This window comes from Kitasatospora xanthocidica (assembly GCF_014656195.1).
Taxonomy (GTDB): domain Bacteria; phylum Actinomycetota; class Actinomycetes; order Streptomycetales; family Streptomycetaceae; genus Kitasatospora; species Kitasatospora xanthocidica.
The window spans coordinates 229,655-255,137 of the sequence record NZ_BNBY01000006.1 but is presented as its reverse complement, the minus strand read 5'-3'; the positions used below and the strand labels follow the sequence as shown (position 1 = coordinate 255,137).

General features: G+C 71.6%; 24 protein-coding genes. 8 read left to right on the top strand and 16 right to left on the bottom strand.

What is annotated here, in order from left to right; translation table 11 throughout:
* Positions 1-21 precede the first annotated feature (21 nt).
* A complete protein-coding gene (locus IE332_RS13525) occupies positions 22-1,230 on the top strand; it encodes an acyltransferase family protein (RefSeq protein WP_189916062.1) in 1,209 nt (402 codons plus the stop codon).
* Between the two features lie 94 nt (positions 1,231-1,324).
* Here IE332_RS13525 and IE332_RS13520 read toward each other — a convergent pair whose 3' ends face one another.
* The 6 genes from IE332_RS13520 to rfbB all read right to left on the bottom strand — a co-directional run bounded on the left by IE332_RS13520 (position 1,325) and on the right by rfbB (position 6,677).
* Positions 1,325-2,218, bottom strand: coding sequence for a glycosyltransferase family 2 protein (locus IE332_RS13520; protein WP_189916061.1), 894 nt, complete (start codon positions 2,216-2,218; stop codon positions 1,325-1,327).
* A gap of 9 nt (positions 2,219-2,227) precedes the next feature.
* Positions 2,228-3,007, bottom strand: coding sequence for a glycosyltransferase family 2 protein (locus tag IE332_RS13515; protein ID WP_189916060.1), 780 nt, complete (start codon positions 3,005-3,007; stop codon positions 2,228-2,230).
* The gene (locus IE332_RS13510; RefSeq protein WP_189916059.1) at positions 3,004-3,396 is read right to left on the bottom strand and encodes a DUF2304 domain-containing protein; all 393 of its coding nucleotides are present in this window, start codon (positions 3,394-3,396) and stop codon (positions 3,004-3,006) included. The genes IE332_RS13515 and IE332_RS13510 overlap by 4 nt, the downstream gene beginning before the upstream one ends.
* Before the next feature lie 91 nt (positions 3,397-3,487).
* Positions 3,488-4,792 carry a lipopolysaccharide biosynthesis protein gene (locus IE332_RS13505; protein ID WP_189916058.1) on the bottom strand — a complete coding sequence of 435 codons (1,305 nt, stop codon included), beginning with the start codon at positions 4,790-4,792 and terminating at the stop codon, positions 3,488-3,490.
* Positions 4,789-5,703 carry a dTDP-4-dehydrorhamnose reductase gene (gene rfbD, locus IE332_RS13500; protein WP_268256563.1) on the bottom strand — a complete coding sequence of 305 codons (915 nt, stop codon included), beginning with the start codon at positions 5,701-5,703 and terminating at the stop codon, positions 4,789-4,791. Before rfbD ends, IE332_RS13505 begins: the two co-directional genes overlap by 4 nt.
* Positions 5,700-6,677 (bottom strand): dTDP-glucose 4,6-dehydratase, encoded by a 978-nt coding sequence (gene rfbB, locus IE332_RS13495; protein WP_189916057.1) that lies wholly within the window; start codon positions 6,675-6,677, stop codon positions 5,700-5,702. Before rfbB ends, rfbD begins: the two co-directional genes overlap by 4 nt.
* An 83-nt stretch (positions 6,678-6,760) precedes the next feature.
* On the opposite strand from rfbB, the gene rfbA reads away from it, so the two are divergent.
* Together rfbA and rfbC are read left to right on the top strand one after the other, a co-directional pair.
* A complete protein-coding gene (gene rfbA, locus IE332_RS13490) occupies positions 6,761-7,636 on the top strand; it encodes a glucose-1-phosphate thymidylyltransferase RfbA (protein ID WP_189916056.1) in 876 nt (291 codons plus the stop codon).
* Positions 7,633-8,232, top strand: a complete 600-nt coding sequence (gene rfbC / locus IE332_RS13485) for a dTDP-4-dehydrorhamnose 3,5-epimerase (protein ID WP_189916055.1) — start codon at positions 7,633-7,635, stop codon at positions 8,230-8,232. Before rfbA ends, rfbC begins: the two co-directional genes overlap by 4 nt.
* A gap of 68 nt (positions 8,233-8,300) precedes the next feature.
* On the opposite strand, the gene IE332_RS13480 is transcribed toward rfbC, so the two are convergent.
* Entirely contained in the window at positions 8,301-8,738 is a 438-nt protein-coding gene (locus IE332_RS13480; protein WP_189916054.1) for a GtrA family protein, read from the bottom strand.
* Between the two features lie 102 nt (positions 8,739-8,840).
* Here IE332_RS13480 and IE332_RS13475 point away from each other — a divergent pair, with 102 nt between their 5' ends.
* Positions 8,841-10,412 carry a DUF2142 domain-containing protein gene (locus tag IE332_RS13475; protein ID WP_189916053.1) on the top strand — a complete coding sequence of 524 codons (1,572 nt, stop codon included), beginning with the start codon at positions 8,841-8,843 and terminating at the stop codon, positions 10,410-10,412.
* Here the strand turns inward: IE332_RS13475 and IE332_RS13470 are convergent.
* The 7 genes from IE332_RS13470 to IE332_RS13440 form a co-directional block, all read right to left on the bottom strand.
* Positions 10,399-10,896 carry a GtrA family protein gene (locus IE332_RS13470; protein WP_189916052.1) on the bottom strand — a complete coding sequence of 166 codons (498 nt, stop codon included), beginning with the start codon at positions 10,894-10,896 and terminating at the stop codon, positions 10,399-10,401. The genes IE332_RS13475 and IE332_RS13470 overlap by 14 nt on opposite strands.
* A complete protein-coding gene (locus IE332_RS13465) occupies positions 10,893-11,855 on the bottom strand; it encodes a glycosyltransferase family 2 protein (RefSeq protein ID WP_189916051.1) in 963 nt (320 codons plus the stop codon). Before IE332_RS13465 ends, IE332_RS13470 begins: the two co-directional genes overlap by 4 nt.
* A gap of 192 nt (positions 11,856-12,047) precedes the next feature.
* Positions 12,048-13,241 carry an elongation factor Tu gene (gene tuf, locus IE332_RS13460; RefSeq protein ID WP_031063092.1) on the bottom strand — a complete coding sequence of 398 codons (1,194 nt, stop codon included), beginning with the start codon at positions 13,239-13,241 and terminating at the stop codon, positions 12,048-12,050.
* 218 nt (positions 13,242-13,459) lie between these two features.
* Complete coding sequence (gene fusA / locus IE332_RS13455; protein ID WP_189916050.1) at positions 13,460-15,565, bottom strand: elongation factor G; 2,106 nt, start codon at positions 15,563-15,565, stop codon at positions 13,460-13,462.
* 39 nt (positions 15,566-15,604) lie between these two features.
* The gene (gene rpsG, locus IE332_RS13450; protein ID WP_030232420.1) at positions 15,605-16,075 is read right to left on the bottom strand and encodes a 30S ribosomal protein S7; all 471 of its coding nucleotides are present in this window, start codon (positions 16,073-16,075) and stop codon (positions 15,605-15,607) included.
* A 2-nt stretch (positions 16,076-16,077) separates the two neighbouring features.
* On the bottom strand, positions 16,078-16,449 hold the full coding sequence (gene rpsL, locus IE332_RS13445) for a 30S ribosomal protein S12 (RefSeq protein ID WP_014144289.1): 372 nt from the start codon (positions 16,447-16,449) through the stop codon (positions 16,078-16,080).
* Between the two features lie 444 nt (positions 16,450-16,893).
* On the bottom strand, positions 16,894-17,487 hold the full coding sequence (locus IE332_RS13440; protein ID WP_229928573.1) for a DUF1707 and DUF4190 domain-containing protein: 594 nt from the start codon (positions 17,485-17,487) through the stop codon (positions 16,894-16,896).
* Positions 17,488-17,770: 283 nt separating this feature from the next.
* On the opposite strand from IE332_RS13440, the gene IE332_RS13435 reads away from it, so the two are divergent.
* From IE332_RS13435 to IE332_RS13420, 4 genes are all read left to right on the top strand, one after another.
* On the top strand, positions 17,771-18,622 hold the full coding sequence (locus IE332_RS13435; protein ID WP_189916049.1) for an ABC transporter ATP-binding protein: 852 nt from the start codon (positions 17,771-17,773) through the stop codon (positions 18,620-18,622).
* Positions 18,619-20,244 (top strand): GumC domain-containing protein, encoded by a 1,626-nt coding sequence (locus IE332_RS13430; protein ID WP_189916048.1) that lies wholly within the window; start codon positions 18,619-18,621, stop codon positions 20,242-20,244. The genes IE332_RS13435 and IE332_RS13430 overlap by 4 nt, the downstream gene beginning before the upstream one ends.
* 145 nt (positions 20,245-20,389) lie before the next feature.
* Positions 20,390-21,676, top strand: a complete 1,287-nt coding sequence (locus IE332_RS13425) for a DUF2786 domain-containing protein (protein WP_229928572.1) — start codon at positions 20,390-20,392, stop codon at positions 21,674-21,676.
* Between the two features lie 269 nt (positions 21,677-21,945).
* On the top strand, positions 21,946-23,058 hold the full coding sequence (locus IE332_RS13420) for an ADP-ribosylglycohydrolase family protein (protein WP_189916047.1): 1,113 nt from the start codon (positions 21,946-21,948) through the stop codon (positions 23,056-23,058).
* Positions 23,059-23,103: 45 nt separating this feature from the next.
* Here IE332_RS13420 and IE332_RS13415 read toward each other — a convergent pair whose 3' ends face one another.
* Both IE332_RS13415 and IE332_RS13410 read right to left on the bottom strand, forming a co-directional pair.
* On the bottom strand, positions 23,104-24,423 hold the full coding sequence (locus tag IE332_RS13415) for a serpin family protein (RefSeq protein ID WP_189916046.1): 1,320 nt from the start codon (positions 24,421-24,423) through the stop codon (positions 23,104-23,106).
* A 56-nt stretch (positions 24,424-24,479) separates the two neighbouring features.
* Positions 24,480-25,478: an ADP-ribosylglycohydrolase family protein gene (locus tag IE332_RS13410; RefSeq protein ID WP_229928571.1), complete on the bottom strand. Its 999-nt coding sequence runs from the start codon at positions 25,476-25,478 to the stop codon at positions 24,480-24,482.
* Between the last annotated feature and the right edge of the window lie 5 nt (positions 25,479-25,483).

The window sequence follows — 25,483 nt, the reverse complement described above, 5'->3', positions numbered from 1 at the left end:
CCGGCCCGGAGTCTCCCGCCCATGTCTCGCTCTGCACGCAAAAGGTCGGTCCTGACGGCAAGTCCGCCGCTCGCGGAGGCCCTCGGCCGGAAGAACGGCTTCGGCCTGCTGCGGCTGGTGCTCGCCCTCGCGGTGATCTTCGCCCACGCGATGCCGCTCGGGATGGGCAAGCCCGACCTCGGCCTGCTGGAGAGCCGCGGCCAGACCAACGTCGGCGCGATCGCGGTGAGCGGCTTCTTCGTGCTGTCCGGCCTGCTGATCACGCGCAGCGGCATGCGGCTGAGCCCGGCGCGCTTCCTGTGGAACCGCGCCATCCGCATCCTCCCCGGCCTCTGGGCCTGCCTGCTGCTGACCGCCCTCGTGGTCGCCCCGGTCGTGGCGTACCACCAGGGCCGGCTGGCGGGCTTCTGGTCGCACCCGCAGGGCCCGCTGGCCTACCTCCAGGCCAACTGGTCGATCGGCGTCTACCAGTGGGGGATATCCGGGCTGCTCGACCACGTCCCGCACCCCACCGCCTTCAACGGCTCGGTCTGGTCGCTCGCGTACGAGGTCCTCTGCTACCTGATGGTGGTCTCGCTGGCCGCGGTCGGCGTGCTGCGGCGCGCGCGGTGGGCCGTCGCCCTGACGGTCCTCGGGCTCTACGCGTACATGGTCCACCTGGCGTGGGGCTTCCACCTGCTGCGCGCCCCCGAGTACGCGCCGGCCGGGCTCACCGGGTGGCAGCTGCCCTTCCTGGGCGGAATCAGCATGGACATGTTGATCCCGCTGGTCGTCATGTTCGGCCTCGGCGCGGTCGCGGAGCTCTACAAGGAGCGCCTGCCGATCAACGACGTGCTCGGCGTCCTGGCCGCCGTCGTCTTCCTCGGCAGCGCCCGGTACGGCGGCTTCACCGTCTTCGGCCTGCCCGCCTTCGCCTACCTGCTGATCTGGCTCGCCTGCCGGATGCCCGGCCCGCTGACCAAGGTCGGCACCAAGGTCGACCTCTCCTACGGCGTGTACATCTACGCGTTCCCGATCCAGCAGTGCCTGTCGCTCTGGGGCGTCAACAAGCACGGCTACTGGGCGTACACCGCGGCCTCGGTGGCGCTCTCGGTCACCGCCGCGTTCTGCTCCTGGCACGCCGTGGAGAAGCCCGCCCTCAAGCTGAAGGACCTCGGCCTGCGCAAGCCGCCGCGCGAGCAGCCGCCGGCCGCCCCGCCGGTACGGCCGCTCTCCCAGCTCTCCACCTGACCGGCCCCCGGAAACGGAACCGGGCCCGGTACGCGGTTCGCGTACCGGGCCCGTGTCGTTTCCGGGTCCTGGGACCGGGGAGCGGCCGGCCGGGTCAGGCCCGGCGGCCGGCCACGTGGCTGAGCATCGCCCCGACCCCCCGCAGGCCCGCCTTGCGGCCGGCCGCGGGGATCATGCTGATGGCGTGCAGCCGGGAGGAGACGTAGCGGCGCGAGATGGCGGCGGCGCGGTGCCAGCCGTGGGCGTCCAGCCGGTTGCCCGTCTCCCGGAAGAAGCGGCGGGCCTCCTCGAACCGCTTGCCGGTGAAGGCCGTCACCGAGGACTCGCTGACCGCGTGCCGCCGGTAGCTGAAGCACACCTCGGTCATGACCGCCAGCGAGACGTTCGCGAGCAGCAGGTCGACGATGATCGCGAGGTCCTGGATGACCCCAAGATCCGACCGGAAGCTGGTGCTCTGGATGTCCTTGGTCCGCCAGCAGATCGACGGGAAGTACAGCCAGTCACCGCGCATCAGGCTCATCGCCAGCGGCTCGCCAGACATCAGGACCGGCCCGGGGTTCTTCGGCGCGTACAGCTTGCGCTTGACGGTGTCCGCGAGGCTGTTCGCCGGCTGCCCGTCCGCCCCTATGACCTGCACGCCCGGCTGCACCATGCCCGCCTCGGGGAAGCGCCGCAGCGCCTCCCTGGCCACCCGGAGGTAGTTGGGGTGCATCAGGTCGTCGCAGCCCATGAGCACGAGGTAGTCGTACTCGGCGAGTTGGACGCAGCGGTTGAAGTTGCCGCTGACGCCGAGGTTGTTCTCGTTGCGGAAGTACCGCACCCGGGGGTCGGCGAGCGACTCGAACCAGCCCGGAACGTCCGGTTCCTTGCCGTCGTCGACGACCGTGAGGCGCCAGTCGTCCCCGTCCTGGGCCAGCACGCTGCGGACGGCGTCCTGCATCAGCCGGACGTCGCCGTAGTACGGCATCAGGATCTCGAAACGGGACATCTGCAGGACCTAGACCTTGCCAATGAGCTCGGGCCGACGAGCGGCGGTACGGGTGGCGGGCTCGATGGCCTTCACGTTCGCCGGCATGCGGCGGATGAGGGCGAGCAGCAGGACCAGACCGGCCCGGGCCAGGTAGATCGTCGCCTTGATCGGGGAGGCGGAGGGCGTGCCCGTGGTCCGCTCGCGCATCGCGACCGGGACCTGGCGGATGACGAAGCCGCAGCGGGCGGCGCCGACCATACTCTCGATGGTGTCGCCCAGGTACTCGACCGGGTACCAGTGCGAGAAGAACTCGATCATCGGCTTGTTGCAGGCCTTGAAGCCCGAGGTGGTGTCGGTCAGCCGGGTCTTGGCGACCCGCGACAGCACCACCGAGAGCAGCTTCATCGCCCAGGCGCGCGGCCCGCGCACCTTGTACGAGCCCTCGCCGGCGAAGCGGGCGCCGATGACCAGGTCCGCCTCGCTGCGGAGCTTCTCCAGCAGCGCGGGCACGTAGGCCGGGTCGTGCTGGCCGTCGGCGTCGCACTGGATCGCCACGTCGTAGTCGTGCAGGTGCGCGTAGCGGTAGCCGAAGCGCATCGCGCCGCCGACACCGAGGTTGTACGGCAGCTGCGCGACCTTGGAGCCGTAGGCGGCGGCGACGGCGGCGGTGCTGTCGGTCGAGCCGTCGTCGACGACCAGGGTGTCGACGCCGGGGAGCTTCTGCTGGATCTCGCGGAGGATCTTGGGCAGACCGTCCGCCTCGTTCCAGGCGGGGAGGATGATCAGTACCCGCTTGCCGTCGATCATGCCTTCACCTCGGGGTCAATCGCGCCGTTGCCCGTGCGCGCAATCGGGAAGTCGTGGTGCTCGGCGAGGTGGGCGCGCATCATCGCGACGTCCTCGGCCAGGGTGCGGGTCTCCGCCTCGAGACGGCTGGTCTCCCAGCTGAGGTGCACACAGACCAGCAGGACCAGCAGGAAGCCGGCGAACAGCACGAGGCTCACGCCGGAGGCCACCCCCAGCCGCCGTGCGGTCGAGTCCAGGAGCCGCGGGAAGAAGCCCAGCGGCGCGACCACCAGACCGATGCCGAGCCAGAGCGCCGCGTACTTCTCCCGGAGTTGCTGACGACGCAGCAGCTCCAGGATCCACACGAGCACCAGCACGCCGGTGATCGAAGTCAGCACACTCAGCTGCACGATGGATCTCGCCTTTCTCGCGTGGGTGAGGCACATAGTAGAGATGCCGAAATGACGGCACGTCTCCGGGGGAACGGTGGTGACACTGCGATCAACCCGCGGAGACCGTCACTCGCGGTACGTCGGCCTCGGCGCCGCGCACGCTACCGCCGCCGCGCAGCGCCAGCAACATGAACACCAGCACCACCAGCGGGCCGACGGTGTACGCGGCCTCGACCCGGGTCGCCGGGGCGCCCGGCAGGCAGGTCACCAGCAGCAGCGCGGCGGTGCCGAGCACCCATCCGAGCAGCTGCCGGCGGTGGTGGCCGCGGGCGATGACCGCCTGGCCGACCACCGTGGCGAGCAGGTAGGCGAGCGTGCCCACCGAGAGCCAGAGGAAGTCCACCGGGCCCAGAGCATGCCGGTCCGCGTTGAACGCGACGTGAATCACCCATGGCCCCAGGACCACGGCGGGCACTCCGCCGAGGAGGCCGAGGGCCGCCACCATGCCACAGGTCTTGGTGAGGAGTTTACGGAACCCGGCCCGGTCGCCGGTCGCCACGGCCGTCGACAGCCCCGACATCAGCGAGGCCTGCAGGGCGCCGAAGACGAACAGCGGGACCCGGCTGAGCACCATCGCGCCGGTGAACGCGCCGACCAGGACGGCCTGCGACGGCGCCAGCACCTGGATGCTGAGCACGGCCGCGTTGGCGACGAACTGCGCCAGCAGGAACGAGACGGTCAGCATGCCCAGGCCGCTGCACAGCTCCCGCCAGCCGATGGCCGGCCCGGGCAGTGCGATCCGCAGCGTCCGCGGCAGGCTGACCAGCATGGCCAGCACCGGGGAGACGGCCAGGATCAGGCTGTACGCGAGCGCCGAGTGCACGCCCGCCACCAGCAGGCCGATCGAGAAGACGATCCGCAGGACGCCGTCCAGGCCGAGCTGGAGGCCGTACGCACCGAAGTGCCCGAGGCCGGCCAGCACCCCGCGGGTCAGGTAGCAGGCGGCCGGGCCGACGAAGGCGGCGGCCAGCACCACCACCAGGCTCCGGTCGCCGTGGAAGAACACGTCCGCGAGCTGCCGGGAGAACGCCCCGAGCCCGATCAGGACCGCCAGCAGCAGCCCGCCGGTCAGCACGGCCGCCTTGCGCAGCACCGGGGCCGCGCCCTCGCCCCGGGCGGCCCGGGCCGCGATGACCCGGGTCAGCTCCTGCTCGACCGGGAAGAACAGCCCGAGCGCGAAGGACATCGCCATGGTCCACAGCACGGAGACCTCGGCGAGCGACTCGCGGTCGAGGGCGTGCCCGGCCACCGCGAGGTGCGCGTACGAGGCCACCCCGAGGGTGACCGTCCCCACGCCGACCGCCAGCAGTCCCGGCGGCAGCGCGCGCGTCAGCCGGCCGAGCACGCCGCTCACCGCTCCGCCGCGGTGCGCAGCGCCCGGAAGGCCGGGCGCTCCAGGGCTTCGGCCAGCATGGCCCGCCACTCGGGCAGCGGCGCCAGGCCGGCGTCGGCCCAGCGGTCGTGGCCCAGCACGCTGAAGGCGGGGCGGACGGCCGGGCGGACGAACGCCTCCGAGGTGGTCGGACGGATCCGCTCCGGGTCCAGCCCGCTCAGCGCGTAGGTCTCGCGGGCCAGCCCGCACCAGGTGGTCCGGCCGCTCGCGGTGCCGTGGTAGACCCCTCCCGGGGCCCGCCCGGCGAGCGCGGCGCGGCCGAGCTCGACCAGGCGGCCGGCCAGCGCGTACGACCAGGTCGGCTGGCCGTGCTGGTCGTCCACCACGTCCAGGGTGTCCCGCTGGGCGGCCAGCTTGAGCATGGTGGCCACGAAGTTCGGGCCGTGCTCGCCGTACAGCCAGGCGGTGCGCACGACGTAGCCGTGCTCGGGGAGCAGCTCCGCGACGGCCCGCTCCCCCACCAGCTTGCCGCGGCCGTACGCGTTGACCGGCGCGGTCGGGGCGTCCTCCGGGCAGGGCTCGGTCGCGTCGCCCGGCAGCACGTAGTCGGTCGAGACGTGCAGCAGCCGGGCGCCGGTCTTGGCGCAGGCCGCCGCGAGGTGGCGCACACCGGTGCCGTTGACGGCGGTGGCGGCCTCCTCCGAGGCCTCCGCACCGTCGACGTCCGTCCACGCGGCGCAGTTGACCACGATGTCGTGGCCCTCGACGGCGGCCTGCACGGCCGCCGCGTCGGTGATGTCGAGGTCGGCCCGGCGCAGCGCGGTGACCTCGGCGGTCGGGTCGGCGGACAGCACCGACAGCAGGTCCTGCCCGAGCATCCCGGCCGCGCCGGTGACCAGCCAGCGCACCGGGCCGGCGGCGTTCGCGGTCACTTCTCCAGGGCCGCCTTCTGCTTCAGGGGCTCCCACCAGGCGCGGTTCTCGCGGTACCAGGCGATAGTCGCGGCGAGGCCGTCCGGGAAGGACACCTGCGGCTCGTAACCGAGCTCCTCGCCGATCTTGCTGATGTCCAGGGAGTAGCGCAGGTCGTGGCCCTTGCGGTCCTCGACGTACTCGACCATGTCCCAGCCGGCGCCGGCGGCCTCGAGCAGCAGGCCGGTCAGCTCCTTGTTGGTGACCTCGGTGCCGCCGCCGATGTTGTAGACCTCACCGGCGCGGCCGCCGCGCATGACCAGCTCGATGCCCCGGCAGTGGTCCGAGACGTGCAGCCAGTCGCGGATGTTGCCACCGTTGCCGTACAGCGGCACCTTCTTGCCGTCGATCAGGTTGGTGGTGAACAGCGGGATGACCTTCTCCGGGAACTGGTAGTGCCCGTAGTTGTTGGAGCAGCGGGTGACCACGACGTCCATGCCGTGGGTGCGGTGGTACGCCAGCGCGAGCAGGTCGGAGCCGGCCTTGGAGGCCGAGTAGGGGGAGTTCGGGGCCAGCGGCCAGGACTCGGTCCAGGAGCCCTCGGTGATGGAGCCGTAGACCTCGTCGGTGGACACGTGGACGAAGCGGGCGACACCGTGCTTGCGGGCCGAGTCCAGCAGGACCTGGGTGCCGAGCACGTTGGTGACGACGAAGGGGCCCGCGCCCGCGATCGAGCGGTCCACGTGCGACTCGGCGGCGAAGTGCACCACCACGTCGTGGCCCGGCATGACCTGGTCGACGGCGTCCGCGTCGCAGATGTCGCCCTGGATGAAGGTGTAACCCTGGTGGCCGGCCACCGGGGCCAGGTTCTCCAGGACGCCCGAGTAGGTGAGTTTGTCGAAGACCGTGATCCGGGCGCTCTCGTCCGCTCCGAGGAGCTGACGGACGAACTCCGAACCGATGAATCCGGCGCCGCCGGTAACGAGGATGCGCATAATGCGCGTAGTCTACCGTCGCCGCTCGGCCCCTAGGTACGGCCCGGGACAGGGCGTACACGGCTCTCACTTAAGCTGCTCGCATGCGTGGAATCCTCCTGGCCGGCGGGACCGGCTCGCGCCTGTGGCCCCTCACTCGCGCGGTCTCGAAGCAGCTGCTCCCGGTCTTCGACAAGCCGATGATCTACTACCCGCTGTCCACCCTGGTGATGGCGGGCATCAGCGAGATCCTGATCATCACCACCCCCGCCGACCGCGAGCAGTTCGAGCGCCTGCTGGGCGACGGCTCGCAGCTCGGCCTCAAGCTGGAGTACGCCGTCCAGGAGAAGCCCGAGGGCATCGCCCAGGCCTTCGTCCTCGGCGCGGACTTCATCGGCGACGAATCGGTCGCCCTCATCCTCGGCGACAACATCTTCCACGGCAGCGGCCTCGGCACCCGTCTCGCCGAGCACACCGACGCCCCCGGCGGCCGGGTCTTCGCCTACCCGGTGGCCGACCCGACGGCGTACGGCGTGGTCGAGTTCGACGAGCACGGCCAGGCGATCTCCATCGAGGAGAAGCCCGAGAAGCCCAAGTCCCGCTACGCCGTCCCCGGCCTCTACTTCTACGACAACCAGGTCGTGGAGATCGCCCGCGGCCTGAAGCCCAGCGCGCGCGGCGAGCTGGAGATCACCGCGGTCAACGACGCGTACCTGCGCAAGGGCGAGCTCAACGTCACCATCCTGGACCGCGGCACCGCCTGGCTGGACACCGGCACCTTCGTCTCGATGGTGCAGGCCTCGGAGTTCGTCCGGGTCATCGAGGAGCGCCAGGGCTTCAAGATCGGCTGCATCGAGGAGGCCGCCTGGCGGGCCGGCCTGATCGACTCCGGGCAGCTGCGGGAGCTCGCCCAGCCGCTGCTGAAGAGCGGCTACGGACAGTACCTGCTGGCCCTGCTTGACGAGGAGGACGCCCGGTGAAGTTCCAGGAACTGAGCATCGAGGGCCTGATCGAGATCACCCCCCAGCTGCACGGTGACCCGCGCGGCATGTTCACCGAGTGGTACCGCTTCGACCGGCTCGCCGAGGTCGTCGGCCACCCGCTGCGGCTGGCCCAGGCCAACCTGTCGGTCTCCTCGCGCGGCGTCGTCCGCGGCATCCACTTCGCCGACGTGCCGCCCGGCCAGGCCAAGTACGTGACCTGCGTGCGCGGCGCCGTGCTCGACGTCATCGTGGACCTGCGGGTCGGCTCGCCGACCTTCGGCCGCTGGGAGGGCGTCCGGCTCGACGACGTGGAGCGCCGCGCGGTCTACATCCCGGAGGGCCTCGGCCACGGGTTCTGCGCGCTGAGCGACGACGCCACGCTCTCGTACCTCTGCTCCGAGACGTACAACCCGACCGGCGAGCACTCGGTCCACCCGCTCGACCCCGACCTGGGCATCGAGTGGCCGGCCGACGAGCCGCTGCTGTCGGCCCGGGACGAGGCCGCGCCGTCGCTGGCGGAGGCGATCTCCTCCGGCCTGCTGCCGACGTACGAGACCTGCAAGGCCTTCACCGAGAGCCTGCGCACCCAGTAGCACCGCCGTCCCGCGCGGGACGCGCGAAGGCCCGGCCGGAGGAATCCGGCCGGGCCTTCGTCGTCAGGTCATTTGTCCCGGAACACCCAGTACTTGTAGCCGAAGTAGTTCACCACCGACAGGATCACCAAGGGGATGGCCCGGGCCAGCAGGTAGAACAATCCGAGCTTGACGAGCCCGCCCACCAGAAGGACCGTGCTGATCCAGTTCGCGGACGCGAGCAGCATGTAGCGCACGGTCTGCTTGCCGACCGGGGACGAGCTGCCGAACGCCCAAATCCGGTTGAGCAGGAAGTTGACGGTGAATCCGGCCAGCACCCCGGCGAGCGTGGACAGGGCCAGCGGCAGACGCAGCACGCCGTGCAGCACGTACAGCGTCCCCATGTCCATCACGGTGCTGGTGACGCCGCTGGCCAGGAACCGCACGGCGCTATGGCCCAGAAGTCCGGCAACGCGGCCCTTCGCGGAGGTCTCGGACGCTTCCGCGGGCAAATCCAGTGAAGTCACGGGGGAATCGTAAGGGGCGGGGGAAGCCTCGGCATACTGGTGTCCGAAGGAAGGGCTCCTCGTACCCGATATGTTGGTCGGGTGTCCTCTTACTCTCCCGCGGTGAACACGCCGTCCGTCCCCCCCACGAAGAGATCCGACGGCAGCTTCACCCGCCCGGGCCGCCTGCTGTTCCGACGCACCTGGTGGACCGCTTTCATCGGTTTCTTCCTCGTCTGCGCGGGCTGGGTCCTGGCATCCCCCTACGACGCGAGCCCGGACGAACGGGAACACATCATCCGCGCGGTCGGCGTGGCCCGGGGTGAGTTCGCACCGAAGCCCGAGGCCGCGGGCGGCGGCACCGGCGCCTTCCAGCACGTGCCGGCCTCGATCGTCCGGGACCAGTGCTGGTGGTTCGACGCCTCCAAGTCGGCGGCCTGTGCCCAGCCCCCCGGCGGTGACCGGACGATCGAGCGGGTGGCGACCCGGGCCGGCCGGTACAACCCCGTCTACTACGCCCTCGTCGGCTGGCCGATGGCGATCTGGCCGAACTGGCTGGGCCTGACCCTGGGACGGCTGATCAGCGCGGCCCTGGTCTCGGCGCTGCTCGCCTCCGCCGCGCACGCTCTGGTCGCCTGGACCAGGCACCGGCTCGCGGCGGCCGGCCTCCTGGTCGCGGTGACCCCGATCACCCTGCACCTGTCGGGCTCGATCAACCCCAACGGCTTCGAGATCGCGGCCGGTGTGGCACTGATCGCGGCCCTCATCCCGACCATGCTGGACCCGGAGCAGCCGGTCCGCCGCGCGGCCCTGGTCCAGATCGGGATCGCCGGCTCGGTGGTCATGACGCTCCGCGCGCTCGGGCCGGTCTGGTGCGTGGCGATCCTCGGCATCATGCTGATCCCGGCCAAGCGGGAGCGCCTGAAGCAGTTGCTGCGCTTCCGGCCCGCGTGGTGGGCGGCGGCGGCCCTGGCGGTCAGCGGCGCGGCAGGGGCTCTGTGGACCGTCGCCATGAAGGCCTCGGAGATGATGGCCGTCCAGGTGCCACCGGGCATCACCGTGCCCAAGGCGATCCGGCACGAGGTGATCGTGCGCTGGCCCGAGTACTTCATCGAGTTGGTCGGCGTGCCGTCCTGGCTCGACACGCACCTGCCCGGAACGGCCTACTACCTGTGGTTCATGGCCATCGGCTGCCTGGTGCTGCCCGCGCTCGCGTTCGGCGCCTGGAGCGACCGCTGGCGGCTGTTCGCGTTCTTCCTCGCCCCGTTCGCGGTGATCACGCTCTCCGACGCGCTCGCGGCTCACAAGGTCGGCTTCGCCGGGCAGGGCCGGTACATGCTGCCGGTCGCCGTCGGTGTCCCCCTGCTCGCGGCCTTCGTCCTCGGCCAGCGGAGCAAGCTCGACGCTGCCAGGTCCGCCTCGCTGGTCCGCACGGTCGCGCTGGTGGTGCTGCCGCTGCAGCTCGCCTTCCTGGGCTACACCATGATCCGCTGGCAGGCCGGCGTCGGGACCTCGGTGGACCACACCCCGCTCAACCCGCTGTCCGGCACCTGGCACCCGCCGGCGGGCTCGGCGACGGCGCTGCTGACCGGTGCGGCCGGCTGCGTGGTGCTCGGGATCTGGGCCTGGACCAGCACCGGCCGCCGGGCCGAGGCCGCGGGGCAGGAGCGGCTCGCCGCGGTCAGCGCTTCCTGAAGACCCACAGCTTGAGGAGGACGAACCGGGCCACGGTGGCGAGACCGTTCGCCACCACGAGCCCGGCCACCTCCACCATCCGGGAGGCGTGCGGCACGGCCGCGCCGAGCAGCGCAAGGGCACCGCTGCTGAGGCCGAGGCCGATCAGGAACGCGACCGCGCCCTGGAGCTGGTGGCGCACCACGCCGTCCGAGCCGGTGATGCCGAAGGTGAAGCGGCGGTTGGCCGCAGTGTTGGCCACCGCGCTGACGGCCAGCGCGACCAGGTTGGCCACCTGGGACGAGGCGACCAGCCGCAGGGTGACGAACAGCGTCAGGTAGAAGAGGGTGCTCAGCACCCCGATGACCAGGAAGGACGGCAGCTGCCGCCGGACCGTTCGCGGGCCGGCGGCGGCCGCCGCGTCGGTCCCGTCCCGGCCGTGCTGCTCGCGGTGTTCGCCGTGCTCGTCGTGCTCGCCCCGGTCGGCGGAGAGGATCTCGTTCACTCGCCCGTACCGTACCGGTCCCGCTCCTCGGCGGAGTCGTAGCCGACGAAGTAGGCGGGCCGGGCCTGGACCGCCGAGTAGATCCGGCCGACGTACTCACCGAGCAGCCCGACGCAGACCAGCTGGACGGCGCCGATGAACAGCATCCCTATGAACAGCGAGGACCAGCCGGGCACGGTCGAGCCGACCGCGTACGCGACCGTGGTGTAGAGCGCCAGCGCGATGCAGACCAGGAAGCTGAACAGCCCGAGCCAGGTGGCCAGCCGCAGCGGCGACGCGGAGAAGTTGGTGACGCTGTCCAGCGCCAGCCGGACCATCTTGGACAGCGGGTAGTGGGTGCTGCCCGCGACCCGCTCCTCCCGCACGTACACCACCTCGCCGCTGGGGAAGCCCAGCCACGGCACCAGCAGCCGGTAGACCGGCTGGTGCTCGGGCATCGCCTTGAGCGCGTTCACCGCGGCCCGGCTGAGCAGCCGGTAGTCGCCGGCCTGGTTGGGCATCCGCTGGCCGACCAGCTTGCGCATCAGCCAGTAGTACGCGCCGGCCGTGTGCCGCTTGAAGAAGGTGTCGGTGCCGCGGTCGCCGCGGACGCCGTAGACGATGTCGAGGCCCTGCTCGCGGGCGAGCTCCAGCATCTCGGGGATCTTCTCCGGCGGGTCCTGCAGGTCGGCGTCGATGGAGACGACGTAGTCGCCGAAGGCCCGGTGGATGCCGGCGGTGAGGGCGGCCTGGTGCCCGGAGTTGCGGGCGAAGCGGACGATGCGGAACTCCGGCCAGTCCTGGTGGATCTTCTGCATCAGCACCGGGGTCGCGTCGGTGCTGCCGTCGTCGACGCCGACCACCTCGTAGGTCACGCCGAGCCCGTCGAGGATCGGCCGCAGCCGTTCGACGGTCAGCGGGAGCGCCTCCTGCTCGTTGTAGATCGGCATCACGACCGACAACAGCGGTGCCGTTGACATGCGTTGGATCCCACTTTCCGCGACGGCGGGGGCTTGTTGGTGGCCCGACCATAACAGTCGGCGATGAGCGGCCCGTGAAAGGCGGCACCGCTCCCATGAGCGCCCCGTGAAGGCCGAAGGGCCCCGCGCACCGTGCGGTGCGCGGGGCCCTTCGGACTCAGCCTGTACGGGGCAGGCAGGTCAGATCGTCAATTACTTGATGATCTTGGTGACCTGGCCGGCGCCGACGGTGCGGCCACCCTCACGGATGGCGAACTTCAGGCCCTCCTCCATGGCGATCGGCTGGATCAGCGCGACCGTCATGGCGGTGTTGTCGCCCGGCATGACCATCTCGGTGCCCTCGGGGAGGGTCACGACGCCGGTCACGTCCGTGGTACGGAAGTAGAACTGCGGGCGGTAGTTGTTGAAGAACGGGGTGTGGCGGCCACCCTCGTCCTTCGACAGGATGTAGGACTGGGCCTCGAAGTCGGTGTGCGGCGTGACCGAACCCGGCTTGATGATGACCTGGCCGCGCTCGACGTCCTCGCGCTTGATGCCACGGAGGAGCAGACCGACGTTCTCGCCGGCCTGGCCCTCGTCGAGCAGCTTGCGGAACATCTCGATGCCGGTGACCGTGGTGGTGGTCTTGGTCTCCTTGATGCCGATGATGTCGACAGTCTCGTTGACCTTGAGGATGCCACGCTCGATACGACCGGTGACGACGGTGCCACGACCGGTGATCGTGAAGACGTCCTCGATCGGCATCAGGAACGGCTGGTCCACGGCGCGGGCCGGGGTCGGGATGCTCTCGTCGACCGCGTGCATGAGGCCGAGGAGCTTCTCGCCCCACTCCTTGTCGCCCTCCAGCGCCTTCAGCGCGGAGACGCGGACGACCGGCAGGTCGTCGCCCGGGAACTCGTACTCGGAGAGGAGCTCACGGACCTCGAGCTCGACGAGCTCCAGGATCTCCTCGTCGTCCACCATGTCGGCCTTGTTCAGGGCGACGACGATGTAGGGGACGCCGACCTGGCGGGCCAGGAGGACGTGCTCCTTGGTCTGCGGCATCGGGCCGTCGGTGGCGGCGACGACGAGGATCGCACCGTCCATCTGGGCCGCACCGGTGATCATGTTCTTGATGTAGTCCGCGTGACCCGGGCAGTCGACGTGGGCGTAGTGACGCGCCTCGGTCTGGTACTCGACGTGCGCGATCGAGATGGTGATACCGCGCTGCCGCTCCTCCGGCGCCTTGTCGATCTGGTCGAACGGCGTGAAGGGGTTGATCTCCGGGTACGCGTCGTGCAGCACCTTGGTGATGGCCGCGGTAAGGGTCGTCTTACCGTGGTCGATGTGACCGATGGTGCCGATGTTGACGTGGGGCTTCGTCCGCTCGAACTTCGCCTTCGCCACTGCAGTCCTCCTGAGGACAGATCCTGTACGCCGTGCTGACGTCAGTTGGTCTTGTATCGGGCTTGGTCCGCGGTGCCGGAAGCACCGCGTACCGTCCCGCGGGTGGGGGCCGGAGGCCCCGGGAGGATCCGCCTGGATCCTCCCGAGTCGCTCCTCATAGCCTAAGGGGTCGAAATCAGCCCGAATGTCGGACTGATCCCGGACCGGCGGAGCCGGACCTACTCGCCCTTGGACTTAGCGATGATCTCCTCGGCCACGGCCTTGGGGACCTCGGCGTACGAGTCGAACTGCATCGAGTAGCTGGCGCGACCAGAGGTCTTGCTGCGCAGGTCACCGACGTAGCCGAACATCTCGGAGAGGGGCACCAGCGCCGTGACGACGCGGGCACCGTGACGCTCGTCCATGGACCGGATCTGGCCACGACGAGAGTTGATGTCGCCGATCACGTCGCCCATGTAGTCCTCGGGCGTGGTGACCTCGACGGCCATCATCGGCTCGAGAAGGACCGGCTTGGCCTTCTTCGCGCCTTCCTTGAAGGCCATCGAACCGGCGATCTTGAACGCGAGCTCGGAGGAGTCGACGTCGTGCGCCTGACCGTCGAGCAGGCTCACCCGGACACCCTGCAGCGGGTAGCCGGCGAGGATGCCGAACTCCATGGCCTCCTGGCAACCGGCGTCGACCGACGGGATGTACTCCCGCGGCACGCGGCCACCGGTGACCTTGTTGACGAACTCGTAGCCCTCGGCCTGCTCGAGCGGCTCGATCGCGATCTGCACCTTGGCGAACTGACCGGAACCACCGGTCTGCTTCTTGTGGGTGTAGTCGATGCGCTCGACGGCCTGACGGATCGTCTCGCGGTACGCGACCTGCGGCTTGCCGACGTTGGCCTCGACCTTGAACTCACGCTTCATACGGTCGACCAGCACCTCGAGGTGCAGCTCGCCCATACCCGCGATGATGGTCTGGCCGGTCTCCTCGTCCGTGTTGACCTGGAAGGACGGGTCCTCCTCGGCGAGACGCTGGATGGCGACACCCAGCTTCTCCTGGTCACCCTTGGACTTGGGCTCGATCGCGACGCGGATGACCGGGGCCGGGAAGTCCATGGACTCCAGGATGACCGCGTTCTTCTCGTCGGACAGCGTCTCACCGGTGGTGGTCTGCTTCAGGCCCATGACGGCGACGATGTCGCCGGCGCCCACCGACTCGATCTCCTCACGCTTGTTCGCGTGCATGCGGTAGATCTTGCCGATGCGCTCCTTCTTGCCCTTCACGGCGTTCAGCACCGAGGTGCCGGACTCCAGGCGACCGGAGTAGATCCGGACGAAGGTGAGCTTGCCCAGGTGCGGGTCGGACATGATCTTGAACGCCAGCGCGGCCAGCGGCTCGTCGTCCGACGCCTTGCGGGAGATCTTGACCTCGGCGTCGTTGGGCTTGGTGCCCTCGACGGAGCCGATGTCCAGCGGCGACGGCAGGTACTTGACGACCGCGTCGAGCAGGGGCTGAACGCCCTTGTTCTTGAAGGCGGTACCGCAGAAGATCGGGGTGAAGTCCGAGTTCAGGGTGCCCTTGCGGATGACGTCCTGCAGCAGCTCGACCGGGATCTCGGCCTCTTCGAGGGCGAGCTCCATGATCTCGTCGCTGATGTTCGACACCGTGTCGATCAGCTGGGTGCGGTACTCCGCAGCCTGCTCCTGCAGCTCGGCCGGGATGTCGACGATGTCGTACATCTCGCCCTTGGCGGCCTCGGCGGACCAGACCAGAGCCTTCATGCGGACCAGGTCGACGACGCCCTGGAAGTCCGCCTCGGCACCGATCGGGAGCTGCATGACCAGCGGGGTGGCGCCGAGGCGCTCCACGATGGTGTCGACGCAGAAGAAGAAGTTCGCGCCCGTGCGGTCCAGCTTGTTGATGAAGCAGATGCGCGGGACGCCGTAGCGGTCAGCCTGCCGCCACACGGTCTCGGACTGGGGCTCGACACCGGCGACACCGTCGAACACGGTCACGGCACCGTCGAGGACGCGCAGCGAACGCTCCACCTCGACGGTGAAGTCGACGTGACCCGGGGTGTCGATGATGTTGATGGTGTTGTCGACGTCGTCGACCGTCCAGTGACAGGTCGTCGCGGCCGACGTGATCGTGATGCCGCGCTCCTGCTCCTGCTCCATCCAGTCCATGGTGGCAGCGCCATCGTGGACCTCACCGATCTTGTACGAGACACCGGTGTAGAACAGGATCCGCTCGGTGGTGGTGGTCTTGCCCGCGTCGATGTGCGCCATGATCCCGATGTTGCGGACCCTGGCGAGGTCAAGGGAGGTTGCAGCCATGGTGGCTCGTTCTCTCTCTGTCTAGTGACGGGGTACGGACTACCAGCGGTAGTGCGCGAAGGCCTTGTTGGACTCGGCCATCTTGTGGGTGTCCTCGCGACGCTTCACGGAAGCGCCCAGGCCGTTGCTGGCGTCGAGGATCTCGTTCATCAGGCGCTCGGTCATGGTCTTCTCGCGACGGGCGCGGGAGTAACCGACCATCCAGCGCAGCGCCAGGGTGCTGGCGCGGCCCGGACGGACCTCGACCGGAACCTGGTAGGTCGCGCCACCGACACGGCGGGACTTGACCTCGAGGGCCGGCTTGACGTTCTCCAGCGCGCGCTTCAGCGTGACGACCGGGTCCGAGCCGGTCTTGTCGCGGACGCCCTCGAGGGCGCCGTAGACGATCCGCTCGGCGGTGGAGCGCTTGCCGTGCAGCAGGATCTTGTTGACCAGCTGGGTGACGACCGGGGAGCCGTAAACCGGGTCGATGATGACCGGGCGCTTCGGGGCGGGGCCCTTACGAGGCATTCTTACTTCTCCTTCTTGGCGCCGTAGCGGCTGCGAGCCTGCTTGCGGTTCTTGACACCCTGGGTGTCAAGCGAACCGCGGATGATCTTGTAGCGGACACCAGGAAGGTCCTTCACACGACCACCGCGCACCAGCACGATGGAGTGCTCCTGCAGGTTGTGGCCCTCGCCCGGGATGTAAGCGGTGACCTCGATCCCGCTGGTGAGGCGCACACGGGCGACCTTGCGAAGCGCCGAGTTCGGCTTCTTCGGGGTGGTCGTGTACACACGCGTGCAGACCCCACGGCGCTGCGGGGAGCCCTTCAGCGCGGGAGTCTTGTTCTTCTCGACCTTGTCCTGCCGGCCCTTTCGGACCAGCTGCTGGATCGTAGGCACCGTTTCTCCGTTTTCTGTGTGCCAAGGCTTGGTGGAACTAACCTGCGGTGTCTCCCTCGCACACGACACCCGTGGTCGACCCACGCGGTCGGGTGTGTTGGGCATTTTCCGGCACGGAATCCCATGGCTGATGTACAGCGACGGCGCTCTACGCGCGGGGCGCTGGAAAGCGCTCCGGCTCGGCGCGGCGACCGGTGTGCATGCACGCACAAGGACCCGGGGACACCCCAGGCACAAGGTCAGAGCGTACCTAGCGCATGGGGCGCGGTCAAAACAAATGCAACGCCGCAGGTCGTCGCCTTCGGCCGGGCGTCACGCGGGTGTCCCGCGCGTGGCCGTCCGGTGTCCGGCCGTCTTCACCCGCTCTACCACACGCCCCGGCCGGCCGCCACCGGAACGGCCCGAGCGGACCGGGCCGCGCCCGGCCTCACCGGCCGGCGGGTGCTAGGCGATGCCCAGCAGGATCAGCAGGGTCCAGAACGCGGTGCCCATGTAGCCGAGCACCAGCCCCAGCACGGCCGCCCAGTCCCCGTCCATGTTGCGCTCGCGGATCTGCTTGCGGGCGAGGTGTCCGGTGATCACCGCGGGAACCACCGGCAGCGCCAGGAAGCCGATCAGGCCACACACCAGGGAGACCACCGCCAGCGCACTGGTGGGCCGGGCCTGCGGCATCGGGGGCGGCACCAGGAAGGTCGCCGGGACGGGCTGCGCGGCCTGCAACGGCGCCGGCATCGGGCCGGACGGCAGGTCGGCCACCAGCGCGGCCAGCTGGCCGTAGGTCTGGGCCGCGGCGACCGCCTCGTGGCGCTGCTCGTACTCCTGGACGGAGAGCCGGCCCTCGGCAAACGCGGCCTTCAGCACGTCGACCGTCCGGTCCCGGTCCGCGTGGCCCGCCCGCATCGCGGACTGCGGGGACGGCGCCGGGGCCGGCTGCCAGCCGGCGACCTGCCGGTGGCCGTACCCGTGACCCTGCCCGTGCCCGTGTCCCTGCCCGTGCTTGTGGCCGGGACCGGGTTCGCCCCACGGTTGAACGGACATCCGCCACCTCCCGGTACCGCGGGACCCCCGCGTCCCCTCACTGCTCCTCATAGTGCAGGACGAACAGGCGAACTGAGTAGTTGCCGATTCGGCCCAGTAGCCGTCGGGAAGGGTCTCCGGGGCGGCGCGCCTCACCCGTTCGGCGGACACGCTCAGGGGATCCTCAACTCGGGCGACAGCCCGTTCGGCCGGTGACAGGCTGAACCCGGGGGCTCACTCCACCGCGGACCCACCCCGGACCACCGCGGACCCGCCACGACCCACCACGGCAGAGAAGGCAGCGATGCACGCCTCAGCACCACCGTCCTCCGATCACCCCGAGGCGGGCGTCCCGTCCGCCGTCAGCATCCGGGGGCTGTGGAAGCACTTCGGCACCCAGGCCGCCGTGGCCGGGCTGAGCCTGGAGCTGCCGGCCGGCTCGTTCATCGGGCTGGTCGGCCCGAACGGCGCCGGCAAGACCACCACGCTGTCGATGGCCACCGGGCTGCTGCGGCCCGACCAGGGCACCGTCCTGGTCCACGGCACCGACGTGTGGGCCGACCCGGTCACGGTCAAGGCCCGGATCGGCATCCTGCCCGAGGGCCTGCGGATGTTCGAACGGCTCAGCGGGCGCGAGCTGCTGCAGTACACCGGACGGCTGCGCGGCCTGCCCGGCGCCGAGGTGGACCGCCGGGCCGAGGAGCTGCTGGCCGTCCTGGACCTCGGCCGGGACGCCGACAAGCTGGTCGCCGACTACTCCACCGGCATGCGCAAGAAGATCGGGCTGGCGGCCGCGCTGCTGCACAACCCCGACGTGCTGTTCCTGGACGAGCCCTTCGAGGGCGTCGACCCGGTCTCCGCCCAGACCATCCGCGGCGTACTCAAGCGGTACGCGGCGGCCGGCTCCACGGTCGTCTTCTCCAGCCACGTGATGGAGCTGGTCGAGCAGCTCTGCGACTGGGTCGCGGTGGTCAACGCGGGCCGGGTGATCGCCCACGGCCCGCTCGACACCGTCCGGGGCGGGCGCAGCCTGCACGAGGCGTTCCTGGAGCTGATCGGCGTCCGCGAGGACGACGGGCAGGCACTCGGCTGGCTCGGCGGCACCCGGGCCGGGGGCGGGCAGCTCGGCGGCGGGCAGCTCGGGGGCGGGCAGTGACTGCGGCCGCGCCCACCACGGTCCCCGACGGGCGGACGGTGGTCCGCGCCCTGGTGGCGCTCAAGCTGCGGCTGCTGCGCAACGGACTGCGGCGCAGCCGGGGCCGGGCGGCGGTGTACATCGTCGGCGGCGTTCTCGGACTGGTCGTCGCGGGCTTCATCGCCCTCGGCATGGCGATGCTCAACGGGCGCTACGAGGGCTCCGGGAACACCGGGGTGATGCTGCTCGGCGTGCTGACCCTGGGCTGGGCCGCGCTGCCGCTGTTCCTGTTCTCCAGCGACGAGAGCGCCGACCCGACCCGGCTCACCATGCTGCCGCTGCGGCCCGGGCCGCTGCTGCGCGGCTCGCTGCTGGCCTCGTTGATCGGGCCCGGCCCGCTGATCAGCCTGGTGCTGGTGACCGCCGCGGTGCTCTCCGGAGCCGCAGGCGGCGCCTCCGCCGCCACCGCGGTGATCGCCGTGCCGCTCGCCCTGCTCTGCCTGGTCACGCTCTCCCGGGCGGTCGCGGCCGGGAACGCCCGGATGCTCTCCAGCCGGCGCGGCAAGGACTTCGCGATCTTCGGCGGGCTGGCCTTCGCCCTGCTCGTCCAGGTCGCCAACGTCGGCTCGCAGAGCGTCTTCGGCCGTCAGCAGGGCCAGGACATCGATCTCAGCCCGCTCAAGCCGATCGCCGCGGTGCTGCGCCGGATCCCGCCGATCAGCGCCGCGGACGCCCCCCGCAGCGTCGGCGCCGGCGAGTACGGGGCGGCGCTGCTGCAGCTCGCCGCGGCCGCCGTGCTGCTGGCGCTGCTGCTGCGCTGGTGGCGCGGCAGCCTGCAGGAGCTGATGGTCACCGCCGACTCCTCCACCCTGGAGGTGGCCCGCGGGGTGCGGAGCTCGCGCGGCTGGGGCTTCCTGCCCGCCGGCCGGACCGGCGCGGTGATGCAGCGCCACCTGCGGTACGCCTGGCGCGAACCGCGGGCCAAGGCCGCGCTGTTCACCAGCATCGGCATGACGGTGGTGATCTGCGTGCTGTCGATGGTCCAGGGCTGGGCGAGCGTCTACCTGCTGGCGATGACCGGGATGTTCCTCGGGCTGCAGATGCTCAACCTGTTCGGCATGGACGGCTCGGCGTTCTGGATGGTCGCCGCCACCCTGCGCACCCCGGCGGACGCCCGGGACGAGCTGCGCGGCCGGGCGTACGCCGTGCTCCTGTACGCCGTCCCGGTGACGGTGCTGCTCGGGCTGGTGCTGGCGGCCGTCACCGGCCGGTGGGGCGAGCTGCCGTCCGCGCTCGGCCTGGCGTTCGCGCTGCTCGGCTGCGGGGTGGCGCTCGGCTCGGTGTTCAGCGTGCTGGTGCCGTACACCATGCCGGCCGACAGCAACCCGATGCGCAACGCCGCCCCCGGCCAGGGCGGGCTGATCATGCTCAACTCCTTCGGCTCGATGGTCGGCGTCGCCCTGCTCGCCCTGCCCGTCGGCGGCTACCTCGGCTGGGCGCTGCTGTCGGACGGGCCGAGCTGGCCGGTGCTGCTGATCGGCCCGCTCTACGGCGCCCTGGTCGCCGTCCTCGGCGTCCGGACGGCGGCCACCCGGCTGCTGGAGCGCACCCCGGAGATCCTGGCCAAGGCCGTCGAGCGCTGAGCCGGACCGCTCGGCGAGGGGGCCGGCACCCGGCGCCCGGTCCCGCCCCGGGGCCGGGCGCCGCCGTCTCTCCCCCGGGTATCGGCGGCGGCTCCGGCATCATGGGCAGGAGGAACCGGGCCGTCGAGGAGAGCAGGGACACACCGTGGGCGAGCACGAGCAGCAGGGCGGGGACGCCGGGCCGCTGCTGGAGCAGGCGGTGCGGTCGGTGGTGACGGCGCCGGAGGAGGGGCTGGACCTCGCGCTGGACACCGGGGCGTCGCTGCTGGCCGCGTCGGCCGGGCAGTGGTCGGCGGTGAGCCGGGCGCTGCTGGCGTACGCGGACACCGCCGTCGGGCGGTGCTGGTCGGCGGGGTGGCGCCCGGCGGACCTGGTGCGGGTGGTGCGGCGCGGGCTGAAGCCCGTCCACCTGGAGCTCGCGGTGGACCTGATCGCCGCGGAGGACCGGCGCCACCCGGCGGCGGCGCTCGACCGGCGCTGGCTGGAGCAGCTGCGCGAGCTGGAGGCCGAGGTCTGGTGGCCCGGCGACGAGCAGTACCTCGGCGCCTTCGCCCAGAAGCACCGGCTGGACCGCTTCGCGCTCGCGACCGTCGCCCTGGAGCTGCTGCGCAGCTGGGGCCGGCTGCCGCCGATCGCCCCGGTCGGCCCGGCCCCCGGGCAGTCGGCGCGTGCGCGGCACTCCGGACCGCGGCACCCCGGGCCGCCGGCGGGCGAGCCGAGGATGCTGGCCCGGATCCGGGCGCTGCTGGCCAAGGCCGAGTCCACCGAGTTCCCCGACGAGGCCGAGGCGCTGACCGCCAAGGCCCAGCAGCTGATGGCCCAGCACAGCATCGACGACGCGCTGCTGGCCGCCACCGGTGCCGACCGCGACGCCCCGGCGGCGCTGCGGATCGGGGTGGACAACCCGTACGAGGGCCCCAAGACGATGCTGCTCGACGCGGTCGCGGCGGCCAACCGGTGCCGGGTGGTGTGGGCGAAGGAGTTCGGCTTCTGCACGGTGGTCGGCTTCGACGGCGACCTGGACGGCGTCGAGCTGCTCTACACCTCGCTGCTGGTGCAGGCCACCCACGCCCTCAACAAGGCGGGCTCCCGCCGGGATTCGCGCAGCAAGGCGTTCCGGCAGTCCTTCCTGGTCGCGTACGCGGCGCGGATCCGCGAGCGGCTGACCGCCGCCACCGAGCGGACCACCAGCGCCGCCGCGGCCGGCCGGCACCTGCGCGAGGACGGCACCGAGGAGCAGCTGCTGCCGGACGAGCGGCTGCTGCCCGCGCTCGCCGCCCGTTCGGAGGCGGTGGACGAGGAGATCGGCCGGCTGTTCCCGAAGCTGGTCTCGCAGCGGGTGCGGGTCAGCGACGGTGTCGGCTGGGCGGCCGGCCGCGCCGCCGCCGACCGGGCCGCCCTGCACGGACGCGCCGGACAGATCCGCGGCTGACGTCCCGCTTGTCGGTCAGGTTCAGTACGATCATGGCGTCTCCGGCGACAGCCAAGCCGGGGCACCTGGCACGACCTTCGTAGTAACGGACGCCGGGCAGGCGTTTGCAGGGCGTGGAGCCTCAGCCGTTGGGCGGGCCGTGAAGCGCCAACCAGGCGACCGGGCAACCGGGAGCCCCCTCCGGTCGCAGGACCGGCGGGAATCGTCTCCTCCCGCGGAGGCGAGGAAGCCGAAGAACGTACTCCGCCACGAACGAAGGGGGATCCGACGTGACGGAGCCGGCGGCCGAGTCGGGGTACCGGGACCGGGTGCGCGGAGCGCTGCTCGGCGGAGCGATCGGCGATGCGCTGGGCTGGCCGGTGGAGTTCCAGCAGCTCCACCAGATCCAGGACCGGTACGGGCCGGAGGGCGTGACCGCGCTGCCGGCCGGGCCCGGGCCGGTGGAGGTCACCGACGACACCCAGATGACGCTGTTCACCGCCGAGGGCCTGATCCGCGGCTTCGTGCGCGGCTGGACGGGCGGCGGCGGCTCGGTGCCGGAGGCCGTCCACGGCGCCTACCGGCGCTGGCTGCTGACGCAGTACCAGCCCGCGCCGGACGCCGGAGCGCAGCCCCGCCCGTACGACGGCTGGCTGCTGCGGCAGCCCTTCCTGTACGCGCGGCGGGCGCCGGGCAACGCCTGTCTGAGCGGGGTGTCCGAGCACCCGGTGTTCGAGGCGCCGTCCGCGATCGGGCGGCCGGGGCCGATCAACCCGGGGTCCAAGGGCTGCGGCACGGTGATGCGTTCGGCGCCGTTCGGGCTGGCCCGGCTGGGTGCCGAGCAGTCCTTCGGGCTGGCGGTGCAGTGCGCCCAGCTCACCCACGGGCACCCGACCGGCTACCTCGCGGCGGGCGCCTTCGCGGCGCTGGTCGAGCGGCTCGCGAACGGGACGGAGCCGTGGGCGGCGGTCGGCGAGACGGTCGAGCAGATCCGCGAGCTGCCCGCTTCCAAGGAGACCGTCCAGGCGCTGGCCCGGGCGGTGCGGATCGCCCAGGAGTCCGGGCCCTCGGCGGAGGCGGCGGAGCGGGTCGGGCTCGGCTGGATCGCCGAGGAGTGCCTGGGCATCGCGGTGTACTCGCTGCTGGCGGCCACCCTCGACCCGGACCCGGTGCGCTCCGCGCTGCTGCTGTCGGTGAACCACTCCGGGGACAGCGACTCGACCGGCGCGGTCTGCGGCAACCTGGTCGGGGCCGCGTACGGCGCCTCGGCGCTGCCCGCCGAGTGGGCCGGGGCGGTCGAGGGGCGGGCCGAGCTGAGGCAGGTCGCGGACGACCTGCTGGTGCTGTTCGGCAGCCGCGACCCGCTCCACCCCGGGCTCGGCGGGCGCTACCCGGCCTGGTGAGCCGGGCCGCCGGGCTTCCGTCCGGGCTTCCGTACGGACGGCCGGCTACTTCGCCTGCGGGTCGGTGACCTGACCGAGGAACAGCGGCCGTCCGCCGTCGGTGTCCCGGATCAGGAACAGGAACGGCCGGTCGATGTGCAGTTGGACGGGCTGGTCCGCGGCCGGCGCTGCCGCCGCCGCGATCCCGACGCCGCTGCCGGCCGCCGCGACCGTGCCCTCCTCGTCGACCTGGACGGTCGCCTTCTGCACCACCGTGCTGACGGCGAGCGGTTCCTTGGCGATGCCGCTGAGGTCGGCCCGGTCGAAGACCGAGTTCACGCCGAGCGAGCGCAGCGTTGAGGTGAGCTCCTCGGACGTGTCGAAGTGGAAGCGCGGCAGTTGCAGGTCGACCCGCCGCTCGTCGAGGGCGCCGAGGATGCGGTCCAGCTGGGGCTGGTCCAGGCCCTTGCTGAAGGCCGCGAAGCCGCCCTGTGCGGGGACGATCAGGTCCATCACCAACCGGCCCCCCGCGTACGGGAGTTCGACGGCCTGCCAGGGCTCGCCGACGATCCCGCCGGAGCCGTCGGCGTACTTGAACTCGCCGGTCTGGCTCATCGAGGGGACGGCCGGGGCGGCGCCGTCGAGCGTGTGGAACGGGCGGTCGGCGGTCTGCGCGGGCTTGAACGCGGAGGCCCACTCGGCCTTGAGGTAGAGCGCGTCGGTGAGCACCAGCCGGGTGTCCGGGGTGATCGCGTTCGGGGCGAAGAGCTCCTTGATCCGGCCCTCGGTGGCTTTCTCCACGGCCGTGTTGACGGTCTTGCGGGAGCCCTCCGGGTCCTTGGCGAAGTCGGTGGGGTGCACCCCGGCGTCGAAGGCGGCGGCGAGGGTGGCCAGGTAGTCCGGCGCGACGGCGAAGCCCTGCTGGGTCCAGAGGTCGTCGCTCTGGCGCAGGGTGAGCCCTCCGCCGGAGGGCGTCCGGCGGTTCAGCGCGCCGGTGGCGAGGGCGTACTGCTGCGGGGTGAGCTCGGTGTGCAGGGCCTTGGCGAGCTCGTCGGCGGTGGCGCCGCGGGTGCCGGGCAGCAGCATGGCGAGCACGGTGGCCAGGCCCGACGGGGAGACCACGAGGTTGTGGCCGGCCGCGTCGGGCCGTGCGGTGAGGGCGTGCAGGAGGTCGAGGCCGAAGGCGTTGGTGGCGGCCGCGGTCGCGGTCAGCTGGGCCGGGTCGACGGCGGGACGGCTCGCGGGTGCCGAGGCCCGCAGCTCCGCGGGCGCGGCGGCGCCGGTGCTGCCGCAGCCGGCGAGCAGCGGCGCGGCGAGCACGGCGGCGAGGAGCAGCGCCGCCGGACGGCGGGGTGGGCGACGGGTTCCGGTGCTGCGGTTCGTCATGGCCCTTCGACGCGCCACCCCGCCGACCGGTTCCCCGCCCCCGGCGGGCCCCCTCGTCAGTCCCAGAGCGCCCCGAGCTCCAGCAGCTCGTCCCGGTGCTCGATCCGCTCCACCCAGTCGGCCGGCCAGACCGCCTCGCCGTGGTGGGCACCCGCGAAGGCGCCGGTCAGGCAGGCCAGGGAGTCCGAGTCGCCGCTGGAGTAGGCGGCCCGGCGGACGGCGGCCACCGGGTCGTCCGGCAGCAGCAGGAAGCAGAGCAGGCCGGTGCCGAAGGCCTCCTCGGCGACCCAGCCCTCGCCGGTGGCCAGGCAGGGGTCGGCCTCGACGTCGGGCGCGGCGAGCGCGGCGTCCAGCTCGTCGAGCACCTTCAGGCAGTCGTCCCAGCCTCGGGCCAGGACGGCCTGTGGCGAGGGGCCGTACCAGTGGGCGGCGAGGTCGCCGAGCCAGAACTCGTCGTACCGCTCCCGGCTCGCCAGCGCATACGCCCGCAGCACCGCGGGCAGCCCGGCCGGCGGGACGCCCTCGGCGAGCTTGCGGACGGCGTACGCGGTGAGGTCGCTGGCGGCGAGCGCGGTGGGGTGGCCGTGGGTGAGCCCGGACTGCAGCTGGGCGGCGCCGGAGAGCTGCCGGGCGTCCAGCTCGCGGACCAGCCCGATCGGGGCGACCCGCATGTTGGCGCCGCAGCCCTTGGAGCCGACGTCGCTGGCCTGCTGCCAGCGGACGGCGTCGTGGCTGAGCCGCTCGCAGGAGCGCAGGCAGGTCATGCCGGGGGCGCGGTTGTTCTCCGGGGAGCGCCACCAGTCGACGAACTCCTCGCGGACCGGCCGCTCCAGGCGCAGCGGGGTCAACGGTCCGCGCGCCAGGGCGGTGCGCAGGCCGCGGCCGAGGGCGAGCGTCATCTGGGTGTCGTCGGTGACCAGGGCCCGGCCGGGCAGCGGGAGCCGCCGCCAGTCCGGGTGGTCGGCGGCGATCAGCTCGACGGGCTTGAACTCCGTCAGCCGGCCGATCGCGTCCCCGATCGCCAGCCCCAGCAGTGCCCCCGTCGCCTTGCCCACGGCGG

Bases quoted from the DNA above. Each gene is read 5' to 3' on its own strand.
- rpsG (WP_030232420.1), bottom strand. From the start codon at position 16,075: ATGCCTCGTAAGGGCCCCGCCCCGAAGCGCCCGGTCATCATCGACCCG.
- IE332_RS13415 (WP_189916046.1), bottom strand. From the start codon at position 24,423: ATGACGAACCGCAGCACCGGAACCCGTCGCCCACCCCGCCGTCCGGCG.
- IE332_RS13515 (WP_189916060.1), bottom strand. From the start codon at position 3,007: ATGATCGACGGCAAGCGGGTACTGATCATCCTCCCCGCCTGGAACGAG.
- fusA (WP_189916050.1), bottom strand. From the start codon at position 15,565: ATGGCTGCAACCTCCCTTGACCTCGCCAGGGTCCGCAACATCGGGATC.
- IE332_RS13435 (WP_189916049.1), top strand. From the start codon at position 17,771: ATGCACGCCTCAGCACCACCGTCCTCCGATCACCCCGAGGCGGGCGTC.
- IE332_RS13440 (WP_229928573.1), bottom strand. From the start codon at position 17,487: ATGTCCGTTCAACCGTGGGGCGAACCCGGTCCCGGCCACAAGCACGGG.
- rfbB (WP_189916057.1), bottom strand. From the start codon at position 6,677: ATGCGCATCCTCGTTACCGGCGGCGCCGGATTCATCGGTTCGGAGTTC.
- IE332_RS13465 (WP_189916051.1), bottom strand. From the start codon at position 11,855: ATGTCAACGGCACCGCTGTTGTCGGTCGTGATGCCGATCTACAACGAG.
- rfbA (WP_189916056.1), top strand. From the start codon at position 6,761: ATGCGTGGAATCCTCCTGGCCGGCGGGACCGGCTCGCGCCTGTGGCCC.
- IE332_RS13525 (WP_189916062.1), top strand. From the start codon at position 22: ATGTCTCGCTCTGCACGCAAAAGGTCGGTCCTGACGGCAAGTCCGCCG.
- IE332_RS13520 (WP_189916061.1), bottom strand. From the start codon at position 2,218: ATGTCCCGTTTCGAGATCCTGATGCCGTACTACGGCGACGTCCGGCTG.